This window comes from bacterium, assembly GCA_016708315.1.
In the GTDB taxonomy this organism is placed as follows: domain Bacteria; phylum Zixibacteria; class MSB-5A5; order CAIYYT01; family CAIYYT01; genus JADJGC01.
On sequence record JADJGC010000023.1, the window covers coordinates 361,584 to 376,904 of the forward strand.

At 52.1% G+C, this 15,321-nt stretch carries 12 protein-coding genes and 1 pseudogene; 8 read left to right on the forward strand and 5 right to left on the reverse strand.

All coding sequences use genetic code 11. The annotated features are described in order from the left end of the window. Positions 1-5: 5 nt before the first annotated feature. On the forward strand, positions 6-239 hold the full coding sequence (locus tag IPH59_13905) for a hypothetical protein (protein ID MBK7092793.1): 234 nt from the start codon (positions 6-8) through the stop codon (positions 237-239). Positions 240-457: 218 nt separating this feature from the next. Beyond that, positions 458-1,510 carry a hypothetical protein gene (locus IPH59_13910; GenBank protein ID MBK7092794.1) on the forward strand — a complete coding sequence of 351 codons (1,053 nt, stop codon included), beginning with the start codon at positions 458-460 and terminating at the stop codon, positions 1,508-1,510. Positions 1,511-1,597: 87 nt separating this feature from the next. Here IPH59_13910 and IPH59_13915 read toward each other — a convergent pair whose 3' ends face one another. The 3 genes from IPH59_13915 to IPH59_13925 form a co-directional block, all read right to left on the reverse strand. Next, a complete protein-coding gene (locus IPH59_13915; GenBank protein ID MBK7092795.1) occupies positions 1,598-1,948 on the reverse strand; it encodes a hypothetical protein in 351 nt (116 codons plus the stop codon). A gap of 91 nt (positions 1,949-2,039) precedes the next feature. Further along, positions 2,040-2,972, reverse strand: a complete 933-nt coding sequence (locus IPH59_13920) for a hypothetical protein (protein MBK7092796.1) — start codon at positions 2,970-2,972, stop codon at positions 2,040-2,042. Continuing rightward, a complete protein-coding gene (locus IPH59_13925; GenBank protein ID MBK7092797.1) occupies positions 2,953-3,378 on the reverse strand; it encodes a PspC domain-containing protein in 426 nt (141 codons plus the stop codon). The genes IPH59_13920 and IPH59_13925 overlap by 20 nt, the downstream gene beginning before the upstream one ends. 177 nt (positions 3,379-3,555) lie before the next feature. On the opposite strand from IPH59_13925, the gene IPH59_13930 reads away from it, so the two are divergent. After that, complete coding sequence (locus IPH59_13930; protein MBK7092798.1) at positions 3,556-4,596, forward strand: hypothetical protein; 1,041 nt, start codon at positions 3,556-3,558, stop codon at positions 4,594-4,596. An 18-nt stretch (positions 4,597-4,614) separates the two neighbouring features. On the opposite strand, the gene IPH59_13935 is transcribed toward IPH59_13930, so the two are convergent. Then, the gene (locus IPH59_13935) at positions 4,615-7,605 is read right to left on the reverse strand and encodes a protein kinase (GenBank protein ID MBK7092799.1); all 2,991 of its coding nucleotides are present in this window, start codon (positions 7,603-7,605) and stop codon (positions 4,615-4,617) included. 207 nt (positions 7,606-7,812) lie between these two features. Here IPH59_13935 and IPH59_13940 point away from each other — a divergent pair, with 207 nt between their 5' ends. From IPH59_13940 to IPH59_13960, 5 genes are all read left to right on the forward strand, one after another. Next, positions 7,813-8,676 carry a hypothetical protein gene (locus IPH59_13940; protein MBK7092800.1) on the forward strand — a complete coding sequence of 288 codons (864 nt, stop codon included), beginning with the start codon at positions 7,813-7,815 and terminating at the stop codon, positions 8,674-8,676. Next, positions 8,673-10,598: a methionine--tRNA ligase gene (metG, locus tag IPH59_13945; protein ID MBK7092801.1), complete on the forward strand. Its 1,926-nt coding sequence runs from the start codon at positions 8,673-8,675 to the stop codon at positions 10,596-10,598. Before IPH59_13940 ends, metG begins: the two co-directional genes overlap by 4 nt. Before the next feature lie 277 nt (positions 10,599-10,875). Then, the gene (locus IPH59_13950) at positions 10,876-11,637 is read left to right on the forward strand and encodes a TatD family hydrolase (GenBank protein ID MBK7092802.1); all 762 of its coding nucleotides are present in this window, start codon (positions 10,876-10,878) and stop codon (positions 11,635-11,637) included. Further along, positions 11,634-12,452 carry a ribosomal RNA small subunit methyltransferase A gene (gene rsmA, locus IPH59_13955; protein ID MBK7092803.1) on the forward strand — a complete coding sequence of 273 codons (819 nt, stop codon included), beginning with the start codon at positions 11,634-11,636 and terminating at the stop codon, positions 12,450-12,452. Before IPH59_13950 ends, rsmA begins: the two co-directional genes overlap by 4 nt. 1,774 nt (positions 12,453-14,226) lie before the next feature. Beyond that, positions 14,227-14,715 carry a hypothetical protein gene (locus IPH59_13960; protein MBK7092804.1) on the forward strand — a complete coding sequence of 163 codons (489 nt, stop codon included), beginning with the start codon at positions 14,227-14,229 and terminating at the stop codon, positions 14,713-14,715. 228 nt (positions 14,716-14,943) lie between these two features. Here the strand turns inward: IPH59_13960 and IPH59_13965 are convergent. Further along, positions 14,944-15,048: pseudogene (locus IPH59_13965) on the reverse strand (hypothetical protein). Positions 15,049-15,321 lie beyond the last annotated feature (273 nt).

Here is a 15,321-nt window from a genome sequence, read left to right on the forward strand (position 1 = left end):
CGTTAATGAGTCGACCCCAAGCTCGGATCAATCTTCATATACGATTGCGGTCCAGACGGTACCACGTTCGCGATCACCGCCAAATTGTCCCAGCCAATGCCGGCTGGTCAACCGTTGACGCCTTCCTCTATTACTTCAACGAAGCCAAGGGCGAATGGGAATTCCAAGAGACAGGTCAAGGTCTCAAAGGCGTTGCGACCTTCAAAATCAAGCATTTCTCCAAGTACGGCATAAGCTAGTTAGCCTTCAACAGGAGGTAGCTACTCACAGGGTTGCGCCCCGGGCCGAAATCGGCTCGGGGCGTTTTTTTGTTCGTTACCTTTGTGTGATATTACGACCCTTGACTTTTTTCATAGTTCCAGCGTATTTGTTTTAGTTACAATTCCCACAACGTTCGTCTTGATGTGGACGATATTGATTTGCTTCTAACTTGGGCATCCAAACAATCGAGGAAGCTATGAAAACAACAATCACTATCCTCTCATTGCTCCTTCTTGCGGTCTTGTCCGGCTGCAGCAAAGATACCTCCACCGGTGTCGCGGATAAAGACTCAAACCAAGTCCCCGGCGCCGTGCAGGATCTACTGACAAAACACGCCGTCCCGTTGGCGATTCCGACATCCGAAACTGACCTTGCCCAGCCCGGCGTCGCGCCTGCCGAGCCACCGTACGCAAACTACGACGTTTACGCCGTTACCTTGCTTTGGGGAAGTCTCACCAATACAACTCCAACGCCGGGACCGACTCTCGACTGGAGCGGAACAGCCGGCATCAACGGCGTGGCCACCATCGACGTCACGCATACTATCGACTTTGAACCCGGTCAGGACTCGATCATCTTGTACGATGTCCCTTCGACGGTAGCCTGGGCTTCCAGCACGAACAATGATTTCGACGGCATCAACATGCTGATCTATGTCGACCGCGACATCGCCTACATCACCGCGCCGGTCTTCACACTTGCAACGGCGCAGATCACCAAAACTTATTACATCGAAGAGCTGGCCAATCTCAACGCCTTTTATCTCGTGTCGAATACTGCATCGCTGGCGATCCACGCGCGCAGAATCTATTCGACGTCCTGCCCGACCGGCATACTCTCCGGCGAGTGGATCAAGTCCGACAACAGTGGCCAAACTGGGACATTCCACACCGATTGGTGGGAACAAAACAGCGAACCATACGGCCAGCTTGCCGGAAATTTCTGGACCGAACCTGACGGCGAGAGAATCTTTGAGGGCTGGGTTTCTGAGGGCCTCACTGCCCGAGTCGTTTATCACGTCTATGGCACGTGGTACTATGATGACCCGACAATGTGCCCATTGTGCGGCTCACGACGCGGCCAGTTTATTGGATTCTATTCCGATATGAACAACAAACTCCTGGGCATGGTCAAAGGCCAGATGGGCAATATGTCGCTCGACGCGGCGGAATTACATCTTCCCCTCAGCGGTTATTGGCGAAAATTCTGCGGTAACACCGACTACATGACCGTGACCTGGATGAAATAGCCACCACCACAGCACCATCAATGAAATCGGCGGACAGTTCATTGCGAATTGTCCGCCGTTGCTTTTCTGTGGGCCGAATCTAAGTCGTTACGTCGAACTCACCCGATTCATCTTCATGAACATCGTAATCGCGACTATCAACGCAAACAGCGCCATCGAACCGAATATCAGTTCCGATCCGGCTCGCGCTTCTGCATGCGCGGCTATGCGCTTGATCGTAAGGTAGCTGAGCATGACAGTCAACACAACTACCCAGCCCAGAGTCACTTTGTACAGCATTGCGTTGCCGCCGCCGTTGAAGTAGCCCAACGCAATTGTCACCAACGCAAAACTGCCGTTGATGTACAGCGCTGTCGGCGAACCCGTACGCACATACCCGAGTATCCCCATTGCCAGCATGTAGGCGCCCAGCGCCATGATGAGATAGTGAACTTTCAAAAAAAATCCTCCGTGGTCAATTTCTATCGTCCAATTGATACGGAGAAATTGTCCAAAGAGGATAATGCGTCGCGAAAAATTATTGCTTAATCTATATCGAATCGGTTACCGGTTTCTCCCGCTCGTATGTGCTCAAACTGATCCGTCCATTGTCAATTTTCGAAACGACATTGATATTCACCGGTGCGGTTTCATACAGTGCATTCGTGTAGTAACCGCCTCTGTCGATGAGGTTGAAGATTTCTACTGTCGACTCGCGCAAGTCAGCGCCTTCAATTCTAATCCCTACCGAATCCGGCAGAACCAGATCAACGTCAGTGCTGCGCCCCGTCAACTCGACCTCGATACGCGGCAAAATTGCGCCGAGCTTAAGAAGCAGATTCGACTGGATCGCATCGATGTTCAAGGAGCTGATTCGCAGATCATCGGCAAACAAACGCAAGTCCGCTTCATCAAGCTTCAGTTCATAGCTACCATCCACCGCCGAATTGACATAGCACTTCCAATAATTGTCGCTCGAAGTAAAATTCGACCGGCGAAACAACCCGCGTTCCTTGCTGTGCAAATCAATTTCACAGCGGGCGCCTGAACAATTGCTGTTCATCTCTATGCGAGTCTTTGAACTCCCATCAGTGACGCGCACCAGATCATTGTCGCCCGAGTTGACATAGAATCGACCGTTGCTGAAATCCGCCTTCACATTTACTGCCTGCTCATTCTGGAAAGGCAATTTCGATTCGTTGTCATAGCGGGAATCATACGAGGCACTGCGATCGGAAAGTCCGCCGTCGGCCCAAATCGCCCAACCGAAGGCGCCCAGCAGCAACAAACTTGATAAGTACGCAAAACTCTCGAATCGCGTCTTCTTGAGAATCATCTCCAAACCGATGGCGATAATTATCACCGGCCACAGATAAAGGAAATCGAGAAACACCCACCAGCTTAGCTGATTCAGATTTATTGCGAGGCATATACCGCCGATGACAATCAGCGTCAATCCCCATCTAACTCTCGACGGATTCATTTACACCTCCTGAATGATTCGGGCGATTCAAAATCGCGCTCAAGATTAGCGCCAAACCTGCAACGATGATCAGAACCGGCCAGAGATAGTGCCACTCGAACCAGTAAAATGTCCGCTCGAGCAGAAACACCAATCCGATAAGTACCAATGTAATCCCCGGGAGATATTTCCGTGTAGGCGACGGTTCCGGTTTGGAAACCGGCTCAACTACCACATGATCGGCAGGCACCCGTGGCATAGCAATCCACGCTGCGATATAGGCCAACAGCCCGAATCCGTGCAGGAATACCAGCACGACGAAACCAATCCGAATCAACACCGGATCAATATCGAAATACTCTCCCAGACCACCGCCGACTCCGGCAATCACCTTGTTCTGGTTGGATAAATACATTCGCTTGGCCATTTTACACCTCCTTCAAGTGGTGGGGGACCTTGCTCTGCCTACTTGGACGCGTCGAATCTCAAAAATGTTTCAAGATTACTGCCTTTTTTGGGTGGGCGTTTCGTTCTGAAATCCGATACAAATCAAAGTGAGCACACAACTTCGACAATCTCAGGACACCGTTCGGGCGAGCAAACAATGACTGAACCGGAAGTCTCAAACACTAACTTCTATCTTCAGCCGGTGGCGCTTGCTGAACAGAAGCCATCACAATGGCTCGGCTACGTCATCTTAGGCGTGGTGATTCTCTTTGTTCTTTCCGGTCTCTACTTCTACTTGATCCGCCCGGCTTTGGCGAAAGAAATCCCTGAACACACAGCGCTTCCGCTTGACACTCCGCCTGTCGAGCTGACCAGTTTCGAGATTCGCACCGCCGGCGAAGACTTGACACCACTGCGCTTGGCAGTGTCGGGGGATTCGCTCTTCGTGTCGTACGCGGATAAGTCGTTCATCGAAGTCTACTCATCCAAGCTTCATCTTCTCAACACTATTCGCCTCGACAACCCGGCAGCACTTCAACCGACGGCAATGGCACTGACTGATTCGCTCCTCATCGTTTCCGATACGGTCCTTGGTACCATTGCAGTTTTCGACCGCGATGGTTACTATCGCAGTTCCGCCTCGTGGTATCCCGACCGACACACCCGGCTCAAACCGGTGCATCTCGTCGTGCATGACCGTTTTCTCTACGCCACCGACATGGCGCGCCACCGCGTCGCCAAGATATCGCTCTTCAAGGATGAGCCCTTTTTTGATTTTCTGGAGTTGATTGCTATTTACCCTTCACAACTTTCCAGCGCCGTTACTCTTCCACTTTGCGCGACAGTCGCACCCGATGGTAAACTCTGGATCGGCGACGGCCAACCGGGCGGTGTCTATCTCTGCACATCAGAACTTAGCTACGAAATCGCCGCTGAGAAGCCGGTAATCAACCGCATCGCTATGCCTTGCGATATGGCGATTCAGCCCTCAATCACAGATTCCGCTAACGCTCGCATTCACGTTCTGGACAAAGTTGCCGGGAAGGTGTTGGTCTACGATTTGGAAGGAAAATTGCGGCTTGTATATCCGCGTGAACGCAATCTTCATCGCCCGACCGGAATGGCGATTGAACCGGCCAGCCGCCACATTTTCGTCACTGAACTCGAGACGCGCGAGATCACGGTTTTCGGTTATTAGATCTGCTTGCGTGCAGCCCTACGCGCCAAGTCTTGCCAGCCGCTTTTTCATATCCTTAATTGCGGGAATTTCTATCTCCGGTGCCTTCCAATAGCTGAGCGCCTCCTGATACAGCTTCACTGCTTCGGTTGTTTTACCCAGTCCTTCGTTGGCAATGCCAAAGATGTAAAGAGTGTAGGGATAGAACAGACCAGAGGTCACTGCACCACCTTCAGCAAGGTACTTAGTCAGGAGATCATACGCCTTCTGGTATTGTCCGGAAAACGCCGCCAGTGTCGCAATCGTCCTTGCGGCATCCCCCCGGCAGTGCCTGGTCTTGTCCAACTCATCATAGACACTGATCATCTTTGCTGTGTCAGAGGCGCCGAGTGCATCGTACAACTCGCCAACCTTATCACCCAGCGGCTGGAGCTGCGCCGGCAACCGAGTGCGCATGTTATTCAAGTCGACTTGCATCATAGGCCTGAGAGAATCAGCCATAGTGGGGTCAATCGCGATCAAGACCAGCCAATGATTGACTCGAAATGTCGATCCTGCAAATTCGTACTTATCCGCCAGATAATGTATGGCGCTGTCAGGAAATCCCAGATACTCATAGTGCACTGCAATTGTTTCCCAGGAATTGTAGAATTGACTGCTGTCATTGGTCATCGCCATCTGCTTGGCAGCAGAAATCCTGTAGCCCATTGCGGATCGGAACTTGCCCTGCCAGTTAGCGAGATTTGCTTTGATCTCGAAATAGTCATTCATGTCATAAGGATCTTGACCGTGCTTGCGTGCCAACTCTTCCGCATAGAAGTCCGCTTTTGCGAAGTCTCGCCTGCGAATGGCATTATTGCAGAGATTAGTCAGTGCCGCTGCATCATCCGGGAATCGCTTGTAGTATTCTTCGTATGCAGTCTTCGCCTTGTCATGTTGACCCATTCTGGTATAGATATTCGCTATGCTCAAGTCTGGCGTCGGTGAATCGGGATGATACTCCTTGATTCGATTAAAGACCTCTATCGCTTTGTCATATTCCTTTAGATCAAGATGAATGTAAGCGCTGAAACCAAGGGCGAGTTGGAACTTCGGATCAATCTTGTAGACCTCTTCAAGTTGCTGAAACGCACCGGTAGTGTCTTTGGCGAAAGACCAAACCAGAAGCGCATAGATCGACCGCGCTTCAATATCTTCCGGATAATTATCTACCAACGTCTTGATCTTGACAAACGCATCATCAAACTGCTGCCTCAGCCACAAGTCTGAATATACGTCCAGCAAATTACGGTCGCGAATCGGCATATTCGCTTCAAGCTGCTTTGCTTGCGCGAAGTATGGCGCTGCGTCCGGCATCCGCCCTTGGAATATCTTGACCATTCCCAGTCGCATATAGGCCAGCGCAAAGGTCGAATCTACCGCAATTGCCTTTTCGAAGTTCTCCGTCGCCTCATCCCAAATCGACGACAACAACGCGTTCAGTCCGGTGTGGTAATAACGATAGGCTTCCGGATTTGAAGTCGTCAGTTGCGAGACGTTGCGATCCATCCTCAGAACCTCTTCCATATTCAGCGATGCCGCAATCTTCGAGGTCAGTGAGTCGACAATGGCAAATGCATCGTCGCCGATAACTTTCTCGCCCATAATCACGCGACCAGTCTTGACGTCCTCAAGTCTGGCGTCGATGCGGAACTTGTCGCCAAGTTTGTAAATCGTGCCCGACATGACGTTTACGGCGCCCAGCTTCTTTGCCGCATTGACCTGATCCTCGTAGCTGACACTGCTCGCCGAATTTTCGGAACTGCCCATCGCTTCCAGCAAGCGTCTCTGGCTGATGATGTTCATCATCTGTCCTTGTGCCAGATCGGTCATCAGGATTTCCGGCAGACCCGTTTCCAGCCAATCAAATTGCGGATCGCCCGTCTTGTTCTCAAATCCCAATATCGCAAGACTGTATTCTTTTGCGTCCGCAGTAGCTGTTGCTAGCGGTCCCTTGTCGTGGAACAGCAACCAGTTTAATGCCAGCAGAATGACAACAATCGGCAAAGCTATCATGATGCGTTTGCGTCGTGAGCGGCTGACTTCTTTTTGTACCTCTTTGCGGAATTGCTCCTGATGCTTCACCCCGGATACCGTTGATGACACACCGCTGTCGTATTGCCTCCGCAGATTTCGCAGGTCAATCACCAGGTCGCGCGTGTCCTGATATCGTTCGTTGGCGTCCTTTTGCAGACACTTGTCGATGATACGCTCGATTTCCGGGTCGATGTCGCTGCGATGTTCGCGCGGCGGTGGTTGCTTCGTCTCAAGAATTTTCGCCAGTATCGAAACCTGCGACTGCCCCGTAAACGGCATCTGGCCGGTGAACATCTTGTAGAGGAGCACACCAAAGGAGAATATATCTGACCGCGTATCGACTGTCTCGCCGCGAGCCTGCTCTGGTGACATGTAAGCCACGGTCCCGATAACCGTCCCGATCTTAGTCAGGTTAGCTTTGACCGTCTCGCCGCTGACTGCCTGCTCTGGCGTCTGCAGTGGTGCCATTGGCTTGGCAAGACCGAAATCAAGGATCTTCGGTTCTTCTTGCTCATCGACGATAATGTTTTCCGGCTTGATATCGCGATGGACGATATTCAGTTTATGCGCCGCTGCCAGGCCGGTTGCTATTTTTTCCGATACCCGAATCAGCTTTCCGACATCATTGGAATGCACGGTCAAAAAATCGCCCAGCGATTGCCCCTTCACATATTCCATTACAATGTAGTGAATCTCGCTCTTGCCGCCCGATGGCTGTGCCACGCCGATGTCATAAATCGCCATGACGTTCGCCTGCTGGATTTGCGCCGCCGTCTTGGCTTCACGCTCAAACCGGTCGCGTCGGTCCTGGTCGGAGAAGTAGTCATCTCGCAGCGTTTTCAACGCCACTTGGCGGTTCAATTTGGTGTCTTCGGCAAGGTATACCTCGCCCATTCCACCCTCGCCCAGTTTCTTGACAATCTTAAATTGAGCTAAAACATCGCCGGATAACATCGAATTGAACTCTCCTAAATTTGAGGGAAGTATCACCTTTTATTCGCTTTAATTCAACAAGATTTGAGTCATAAATCGATTATTTGCGCCCGTTTACCTACAAAACTATCGGGCCGTTGCCAACGAAGACATCTTGACAGTCAACTTGTCATCGAATTTATTGGACTCTTAACGTATTGGTTTGGTAAACCATTTTGGGAGATATGTTTGGAACCACAGAATTTACTATACGAAGTCGAATTTAAGGCCCACCGTCGCGAGTTTTACTCCAATCCCTTCGGACTTGTCCTGCCGGAAAAGGAGTGGGTGATTGTCGAAGCTGAGCGCGGCGAGGATATGGGCTTCATTCATATGGAGATCGACGAAAGCACCAACATCAAGGGGCGGCCATCCAAGGCGTTCCCGATCTTGCGGCAAGCCAACTATGACGACCGCGACAAGCTTGCCAAGAATCGTGAGATGGAGGCCGAATCGCTGGATCGCTGCAAGGATCTGATCGAACAGCACCGCCTGCGCATGAAATTGGTCGATGTCGAATACCAGTTTGATCTCAATAAAATGACCTACTATTTCACCGCCGACGAACGGGTCGATTTCCGCTCGCTGGTGAAAGATCTCGCTTCGAGCTATCGCACCCGAATCGAACTGCGCCAAATTGGCGTCCGTGACGAGGCTCGCCGTATCGGTGGTTTCGGAATCTGCGGACTCCAGCAGTGCTGCAATACATTCATTCGCGAATTCGAACCAATCTCGACACAGCTTGCACGCGACCAGGGGCTCTCGCTGAATCCGGCCAAGATTTCCGGCAATTGCGGTCGTTTGCTCTGCTGCCTGCAATACGAGCAGAATCACTATACCGACAGCATGCGGAAATTCCCTGACATTGGCTCTGAGATAGACGGCAAACAAGGTCGCGCCGTTGTCGAAGGCGTCAACGTTTTCCATCAATACATGACCGTTCGCTATCAGGACGGCCTGACCGAAAAACTTAGCTGGAAAGATTACAACCAAATCCTAAAAAAGAAGCAATTTGTCGCCGCGTTGAAGGCGCGTAATAATCCCGAAAAATGAACTTCTATATCACGACCCCGATTTACTATGCCAATGCTGAATTGCATATTGGCCACGGCTACACCTCTGTCATTGCCGATGTTCTCAAGCGCTTTCATTCTCTCTTCGGCGAGGAATCATTCTTCCTCACCGGCATGGACGAACACGGCGCCAAGGTTGAAGAAGCCGCACTTGCCCTAGGCAAGACTCCCCAGCAGCATTGTGACGACAATTATCAGAAATTTGTCAAGTCGCTCGAAACGCTCGGCATTTCGTACAACCATTTCATTCGCACCACATCCGATCGGCACAAGAAAGGCGTCCAGAAACTACTGACAACTCTCTGGAACACCAAAACACCCGACGGCCAAAGCGCCATCTATCAGGGCAAGTATGAGGGCCTCTATTGCATCGGCTGTGAGAAGTTCATCACGGAAAAAGAGCTCACTCCCGAAGGCCTCTGTCCGAATCACTTGAGCAAACCCAAGCTTGTCTCTGAGAACAACTGGTTCTTCCGGTTGACATCCTATCTCGACAAGGTCGAAGAACACATCCGCAGCGGTCGCATTCGCATCATGCCCGAGGGCCGCCGCAACGAAGTTCTCGGCTTGCTCAAGCAGGGACTCAACGACTTTTCGATCTCACGCGAACGCTTGAATTGGGGCATCGACATCCCCTTCGACCCGTCGCAGAAAACTTATGTCTGGGTCGATGCATTACCCAACTACATCACTGCCATTGGTTATGGCGATGATCCGGAAATGTTCGATAAGTGGTGGAACAAGTCGCAGGTCGTCCATCTCATGGGCCGCGACATCCTCAAATTTCATGCAATCTTCTGGCCCGCGCTTCTGATGGCAGCTGAACTGCGCCTGCCCGACATAATGTTCATCCATGGCTATCTGAGCTTGAACGGCCAGAAAATCAGCAAGTCGCTCGGCAATGTGATTTCCAATGAACATCTCGCCGAACAGTTTGGCCGCGATGCCGCCCGCTATCTGCTTGTATCGCAGTTTCCGTTCCATCTCGACGGCGACATCAGCTATCCGCGTCTGTACGAAAAATACAACTCCGACCTTGCCAATGATTACGGCAACCTCGTCAGTCGCGTCGTGAAATTGACCATCGCCAACTTCGACGGCAAGATTCCCTCAAGTGATGGCGCCGCCGATGACCACAGCGACGAACTCGCGGGCTTGATCGCAACAACGCCGCAAAAGGTAAATGAACAGATTCGCAACATCGATGTGCTTAGCGCCGTCGAGTCGATCTGGTTGCTTATTCGCGCCGCCAATCGATACTTCGATTACAACAAGCCGTGGGAACTCGCCAAGCAAGGCAACACCGCCAAACTTGCTAATGTCCTGCATCGGTCGCTGGAGGCTATTCGCATTGCCGCGACGCTCACCTGGCCGATTATGCCGCAGAAATCTGAAGTCGTGTTCAACATGCTCGGCTTTGCGCCCGGCTACCAGCCGTCAATCGATCTCGCCGGTCGTCAGGATGTGCTCAAAGCCGGCACCAAACTCAATCCGCTCGATAACATCTTCCCGCGCCTGCAAGCGCCCAAAGAGGAAAAAGTGGAAACCGCCAAACCTGCCGATACCGAACTTCCCGAAGGCATCGTCACTATCGACGACTTCTTCAAGACCAAACTTGTTGTTGCCGAAGTCATCGCTTGCGAAAATGTCCCCGAGACTTCGAAGCTGCTAAAACTGCAGATCGCTATCGGCGAAGACAAACGCCAGATTGTCGCCGGCGTTGCTGAATTCTACAAGCCCGAAGAAATGGTCGGTAAGAAAATCGTCGTCGTCGCTAATCTCAAGCCGACGAAGATTCGCGGCATCGACTCCAACGGCATGCTCCTTGCCGCCAAGAAAGGCAAAGAGCTCAAACTGGTCACCGTCGACGGCGATATCCCCTCCGGCGCTACCGTAGGCTAAACAACAATGCCGAATCACCATTCGACTGTCTCAAATTCCCCCTTGGCAGAGACTGTCGAAAAAGCCCCCAATACTGTCATCCTGAGCGCAGCGAAGGATCTGCTTAAGTTGTTGAACAATTAGATTGTGCGCGCGTCAGCGGGGGCGCGGCGGGCGTGCGTGGTTTTTCAACATTCCCTCAAGGGAGTCACAGTGTCGCATTCGCCCTTTGCTATTCCCTCTTAGCAAAGGGGGTTAGGGGGTTGTATTCCTCTTTCGAACTCGGAATGCCATCCCCATGATCGACACCCATTGCCACCTCGACTTTCCCGATTATAACGACGACCGCGCCGCCGTTCTTACTGCCGCGCGCGAAGCCGGTATCACCAAGATGGTCAACATCGGCTGCGACTTGAAATCGTCCCAAGCCTCCGTCGATCTTGCCAATCGGCATCCGGAAATCTATGCCGCTATCGGCTTTCATCCGCACGATGCGAAAAACTATGACGACCGCATGGAACAGCAGTTGCGCGAGATGGCAAACAACTTCAAAGTCGTCGCCATCGGCGAGGTCGGCCTCGATTTCTATCGCGACCGCTCGCCTCGGGATGTTCAGCGGACTGTCTTTGTCCGCCAGATGAATCTCGCCCGCGAACTGGGACTGCCATTGATTATTCACATTCGCGATGCCTACGAAGAAGCCCTCGACATGCTGATCGCCGAAAAAGCCTACGAGAACAACGTCGTCCTTCACTGCTTCTCCGGCACTCCCAAAGAAGCCCGTCGTGCGCTTGATTATGGTATGTTTTTAAGCTTTGGTGGAGTGTTGACCTTTAGCAATTCGCGCTTGCCAGAACTCGTCCGTGATGTTCCACTCGACCAAATTTTGCTCGAAACCGACGCACCCTTCCTGACACCGCACCCGCATCGCGGCACTCGCAATCAGCCCGCCATGGTGGCGCTGGTGTATCGCAAACTCGCCGACGTGTCGAATCGCGACATAAAAGAGATCGAAACCATCATCGACGCGAACGCGCAAAGATTCTTCGAGTTCGAATGAGACCGAAAAAACGTCTCGGCCAGCACTTTCTCATCAATATTCACGCCGCCAAACGAATAGCTTCTTTGCTTAATCCCCAGCCGGGAGACCGTGTTCTCGAAATCGGCGGCGGCCGCGGCGATCTCACCGTTCATCTCGTTTCAACCGGTGCAGACATCACCTGCATCGAATTTGATCCCGACATGGTCGCTGTCCTGCAAGAGCGTTTTGCCGATGCTGCCAACTTACACGTCATCAAATCCGACATTCTCGAACTCAAGGTTGATGACCACTTCCCTGTCGGCGAAATCAAACTCGTCGGTAATCTCCCCTATAATATCACTTCGCCGATCCTGGAGTGGCTCGTTGACAATCGCGACCGCTTTCCGCAAGCCGCAATAATGATTCAGCGCGAAGTCGCCGAACGGCTCGCGGCCTCTCATGGAAACAAGGATTTCGGTTCATTAACGATCTTTATTCAGCTCTTCTATCAAGTCGAGAAGATCTTCGATGTCAAACCCGGCTCATTCCTGCCGCCCCCCAAGGTCTCATCTTCGGTGCTGATTCTCACTCGCCGGACCAAGTCGCTGGTCGAAGATGGCGAATTTCCCAGTTTGCGCCGCCTGACCTCCGCCTGTTTCCGGTGGCGTCGCAAGCAGTTAATTCGTATTTTGCGGGATGAATACCCTATCAAGCAATCGTCACTCGAATCGTGCCTAACAGAACTGCAAATCGATCCGACCATCCGTCCGGAACAATTGCCGGTCGAGAGTTTCGTGACTCTTGCTCGTCGTCTCTCTTCTCTACTGCAGCAATCCGAGCACTTGCTTTCCTGATACTGCTGCCGCTTACCTCGGCGTATTCGCTTTATTTTAATCTCGATTTCTCGGTTGACCGCCAGACATACAATTGGGCCGACTCCCTATCAACGACTCACTCCATCGGCAAGAAGACTACTTTCGCCCTTCACAATCGTTCGACTGCTACCCTCTTCCAGGAATCGATCTTTGGACAGGGCGGTGACCGTTGGCAGAAGACCGCGTCAACCAAAGGCGCTCTTGAGTATCAACTCCATCCGCGTCTCAAAACCGGCATTTCACTTTCGCAGGACTTCGACCGCCTCGAAGAAAAACGCTTCATCGGCACGCGCGCTCTTATTACATCAAACTGGGAGTTGCCGAATTTGCGCTGGAAACAAGGCGCCGGCGTCATCTGGGAAGAACGTCGATTCGAACCAACATCCAACAGCGAAAACGGCCTGGCTTATGAGGCCGAACTCCGGCTCTTGCCGCGTTCTTCACGTCGATGGGGTGAGGGCAAAATCTCCGGCGAACTCGCCAACGTCGAAAGCACTCCCCGACGTTCAATCGCCCTCAGCTACGAATTGCCGCAACTCGTCTACCACCACGACACGCTTTCGATAATCGGGTCGCAGTCATTTTCTCGCCGCGACTATTTCCCATCCTCCGGTAACTTCGAGACGACGGCACGCCAAACATCACAACAGCGACTTTGGGACCTGGACGCCATTCAGCAACTCCCCCTTCAAAGTCGTCTCAGGTTCACAGCCGCCTATCGCTACAATCGTTACGAGTACGACTACGAAGGTTCTGGCAACGATCTGCTGCGCCAGAACGACAACCTGACTTCAGTCTTCGAGTACAAACTACTTCTCAGCAAACCACTGAGCAGGCGCTTGATGTTCGAGACCGGCTACCTCTTCAATCGCACCGATGAGGACTTCGGCTCAAGCCAGACCAACCAGCTTGCCGAAACCGGCCAGCTCAACGCACGCGCCCAACTTGTCTATCTCGACCCCGATACGATTGAAATCTCCGGTCAGATCGGCGTCACGTCCTATTATGCGCCCTCGACCTCATCCTTCTTTTCCGACCGCGACCGCTCAACCAAGGTCGCTTCAGCCCGAGTCGTCCACAAGTTCAACGACTTCTTCACTGGCTCAATCGACGGCAGCTATCGCGGCTTTCACACGATCTACATTTCCGGCGAGCTTTCGGCGAACAACAATATCAACAATGTCTACATCATCAACCCGACGCTCATCTGGCAGCCGTACCCAGCGATTCGAATTCAACAGAACTATCAAATGCACGCCAACTATTCTTACTACGAATACGAAAAAGACGCTATCAGCCAGCGCAATACTCTCTATCGCCGCGCCAATTTCATTAACAATGTCACGGTCAGCATCTCTCCGCGCACCGACCTCATCTTCGAGTACAGCTATCGCTACGAAGACTTTGGCCGCCTTCTGTGGGAAGACCAATGGAAACAGCAGGTGAGTTGGGATCGTCGCACCCATCGCCCTCGCTTCGGCGTCGAGTACCGTCCCTGGCAGTTCTTCCGATTCTATCCCTACGCTTCCTATGAGATTCAGTCGTCTTATGATCATCTTTTCGATGACGAAGACGTTCTTGGTCAACGTGAAAAACGCGATGAGCTGAGCCGCAAGCTGATCGGTTTTGAACTACAATGGACGCTGTCTTCCAACTCGTATGTCGAATGCAAGCTTGAACGCCGCGTTCAGGACTATACCCAACAACGCAGTCAGGACTACGACTTGTTCACCATTAGCGTCAAGAGGCAATTGTGAAATTACGCAACGTGTTGATTTTGCTATTCGCAATTGTCGCTATCGGTTCATGCGCCAAGGATCCCTTCTCTACTCGCGACAATGAACTTCCAACCACCAAACCGGGCACGTTAATTCCTCCGACTGCGCCACAGATCGTTCTTGAAAACTTGCGCCTATCCTACTCCGAATTGGTCATTGGTAATTTCATCCAATGTCTCGACTCAGCGTTTGTCTTCACCTTTGATTTCATTGAAGTCACCCCCGGTGACACCGTCTGGGACTTCTCCCGCGAAGTCACCTTGACGCAGAAAATGTTCAGCGAGTTCAATGCCAACAAGGCGAACCAGCGCATCACGATTCAATTCGGATTGCTATTGGACCAACCCGACATTCTACTCGATACGACAGCTACCATCATCCGCAGTTATACTCTCAGCGTCACCGATACTCTCGGCACCGTCAAAGACAACTTCCACGGCATCGCCCGATTTCGATATCGTTGAAAGCACTTTCAACTTCTGGTCGTTGCGGCGCTGGCAGGACCTCCACGCCGATGCTCAATCTAATTCGTGGGCGGAGTTCAAAAATGCCTATCGTTAGAATTGCCGCAATTCTCATTGTGATGCTCTTCATCGCCGCCTGCGAAAACCCCTTTGCTCCGGCTGTTGTTGGACCTTCGCGGCTGGTTCCGATCGTGCGCCAAACCGCGCCTGACTCGGTACTGCACAACCTCAAGTATGCCTACGAGCACCGCGACATTGATGTCTATGAAAACTGTCTCGATGAGCAGTTCGTTTTCCGCTACATCGATCAGGATCGCACCGGCCAAATTGAACAGGTCGAAATCCCCCTCAATGGTCCCTCAGGGGACCTGGCTCGCACCGAGCGACTATTCCGGCTCTTCGACGAAATCAAGCTCGAGACGTGGGTACCGGTCTTTGAACGACAGGAGTTCCCCAATGACGAGGTCTGGGAGGTCTATCGCGTCTATTTCAACCTCTCCGTCAAAGACCTCGACGGCGACTTCGGCTATCAGTTCTTCGAGGCCGTAGGGCTCGCTGAATTCAAATTCCGTCGTTCTGCCGCTGACAGCCTCTACCGCATCGTCG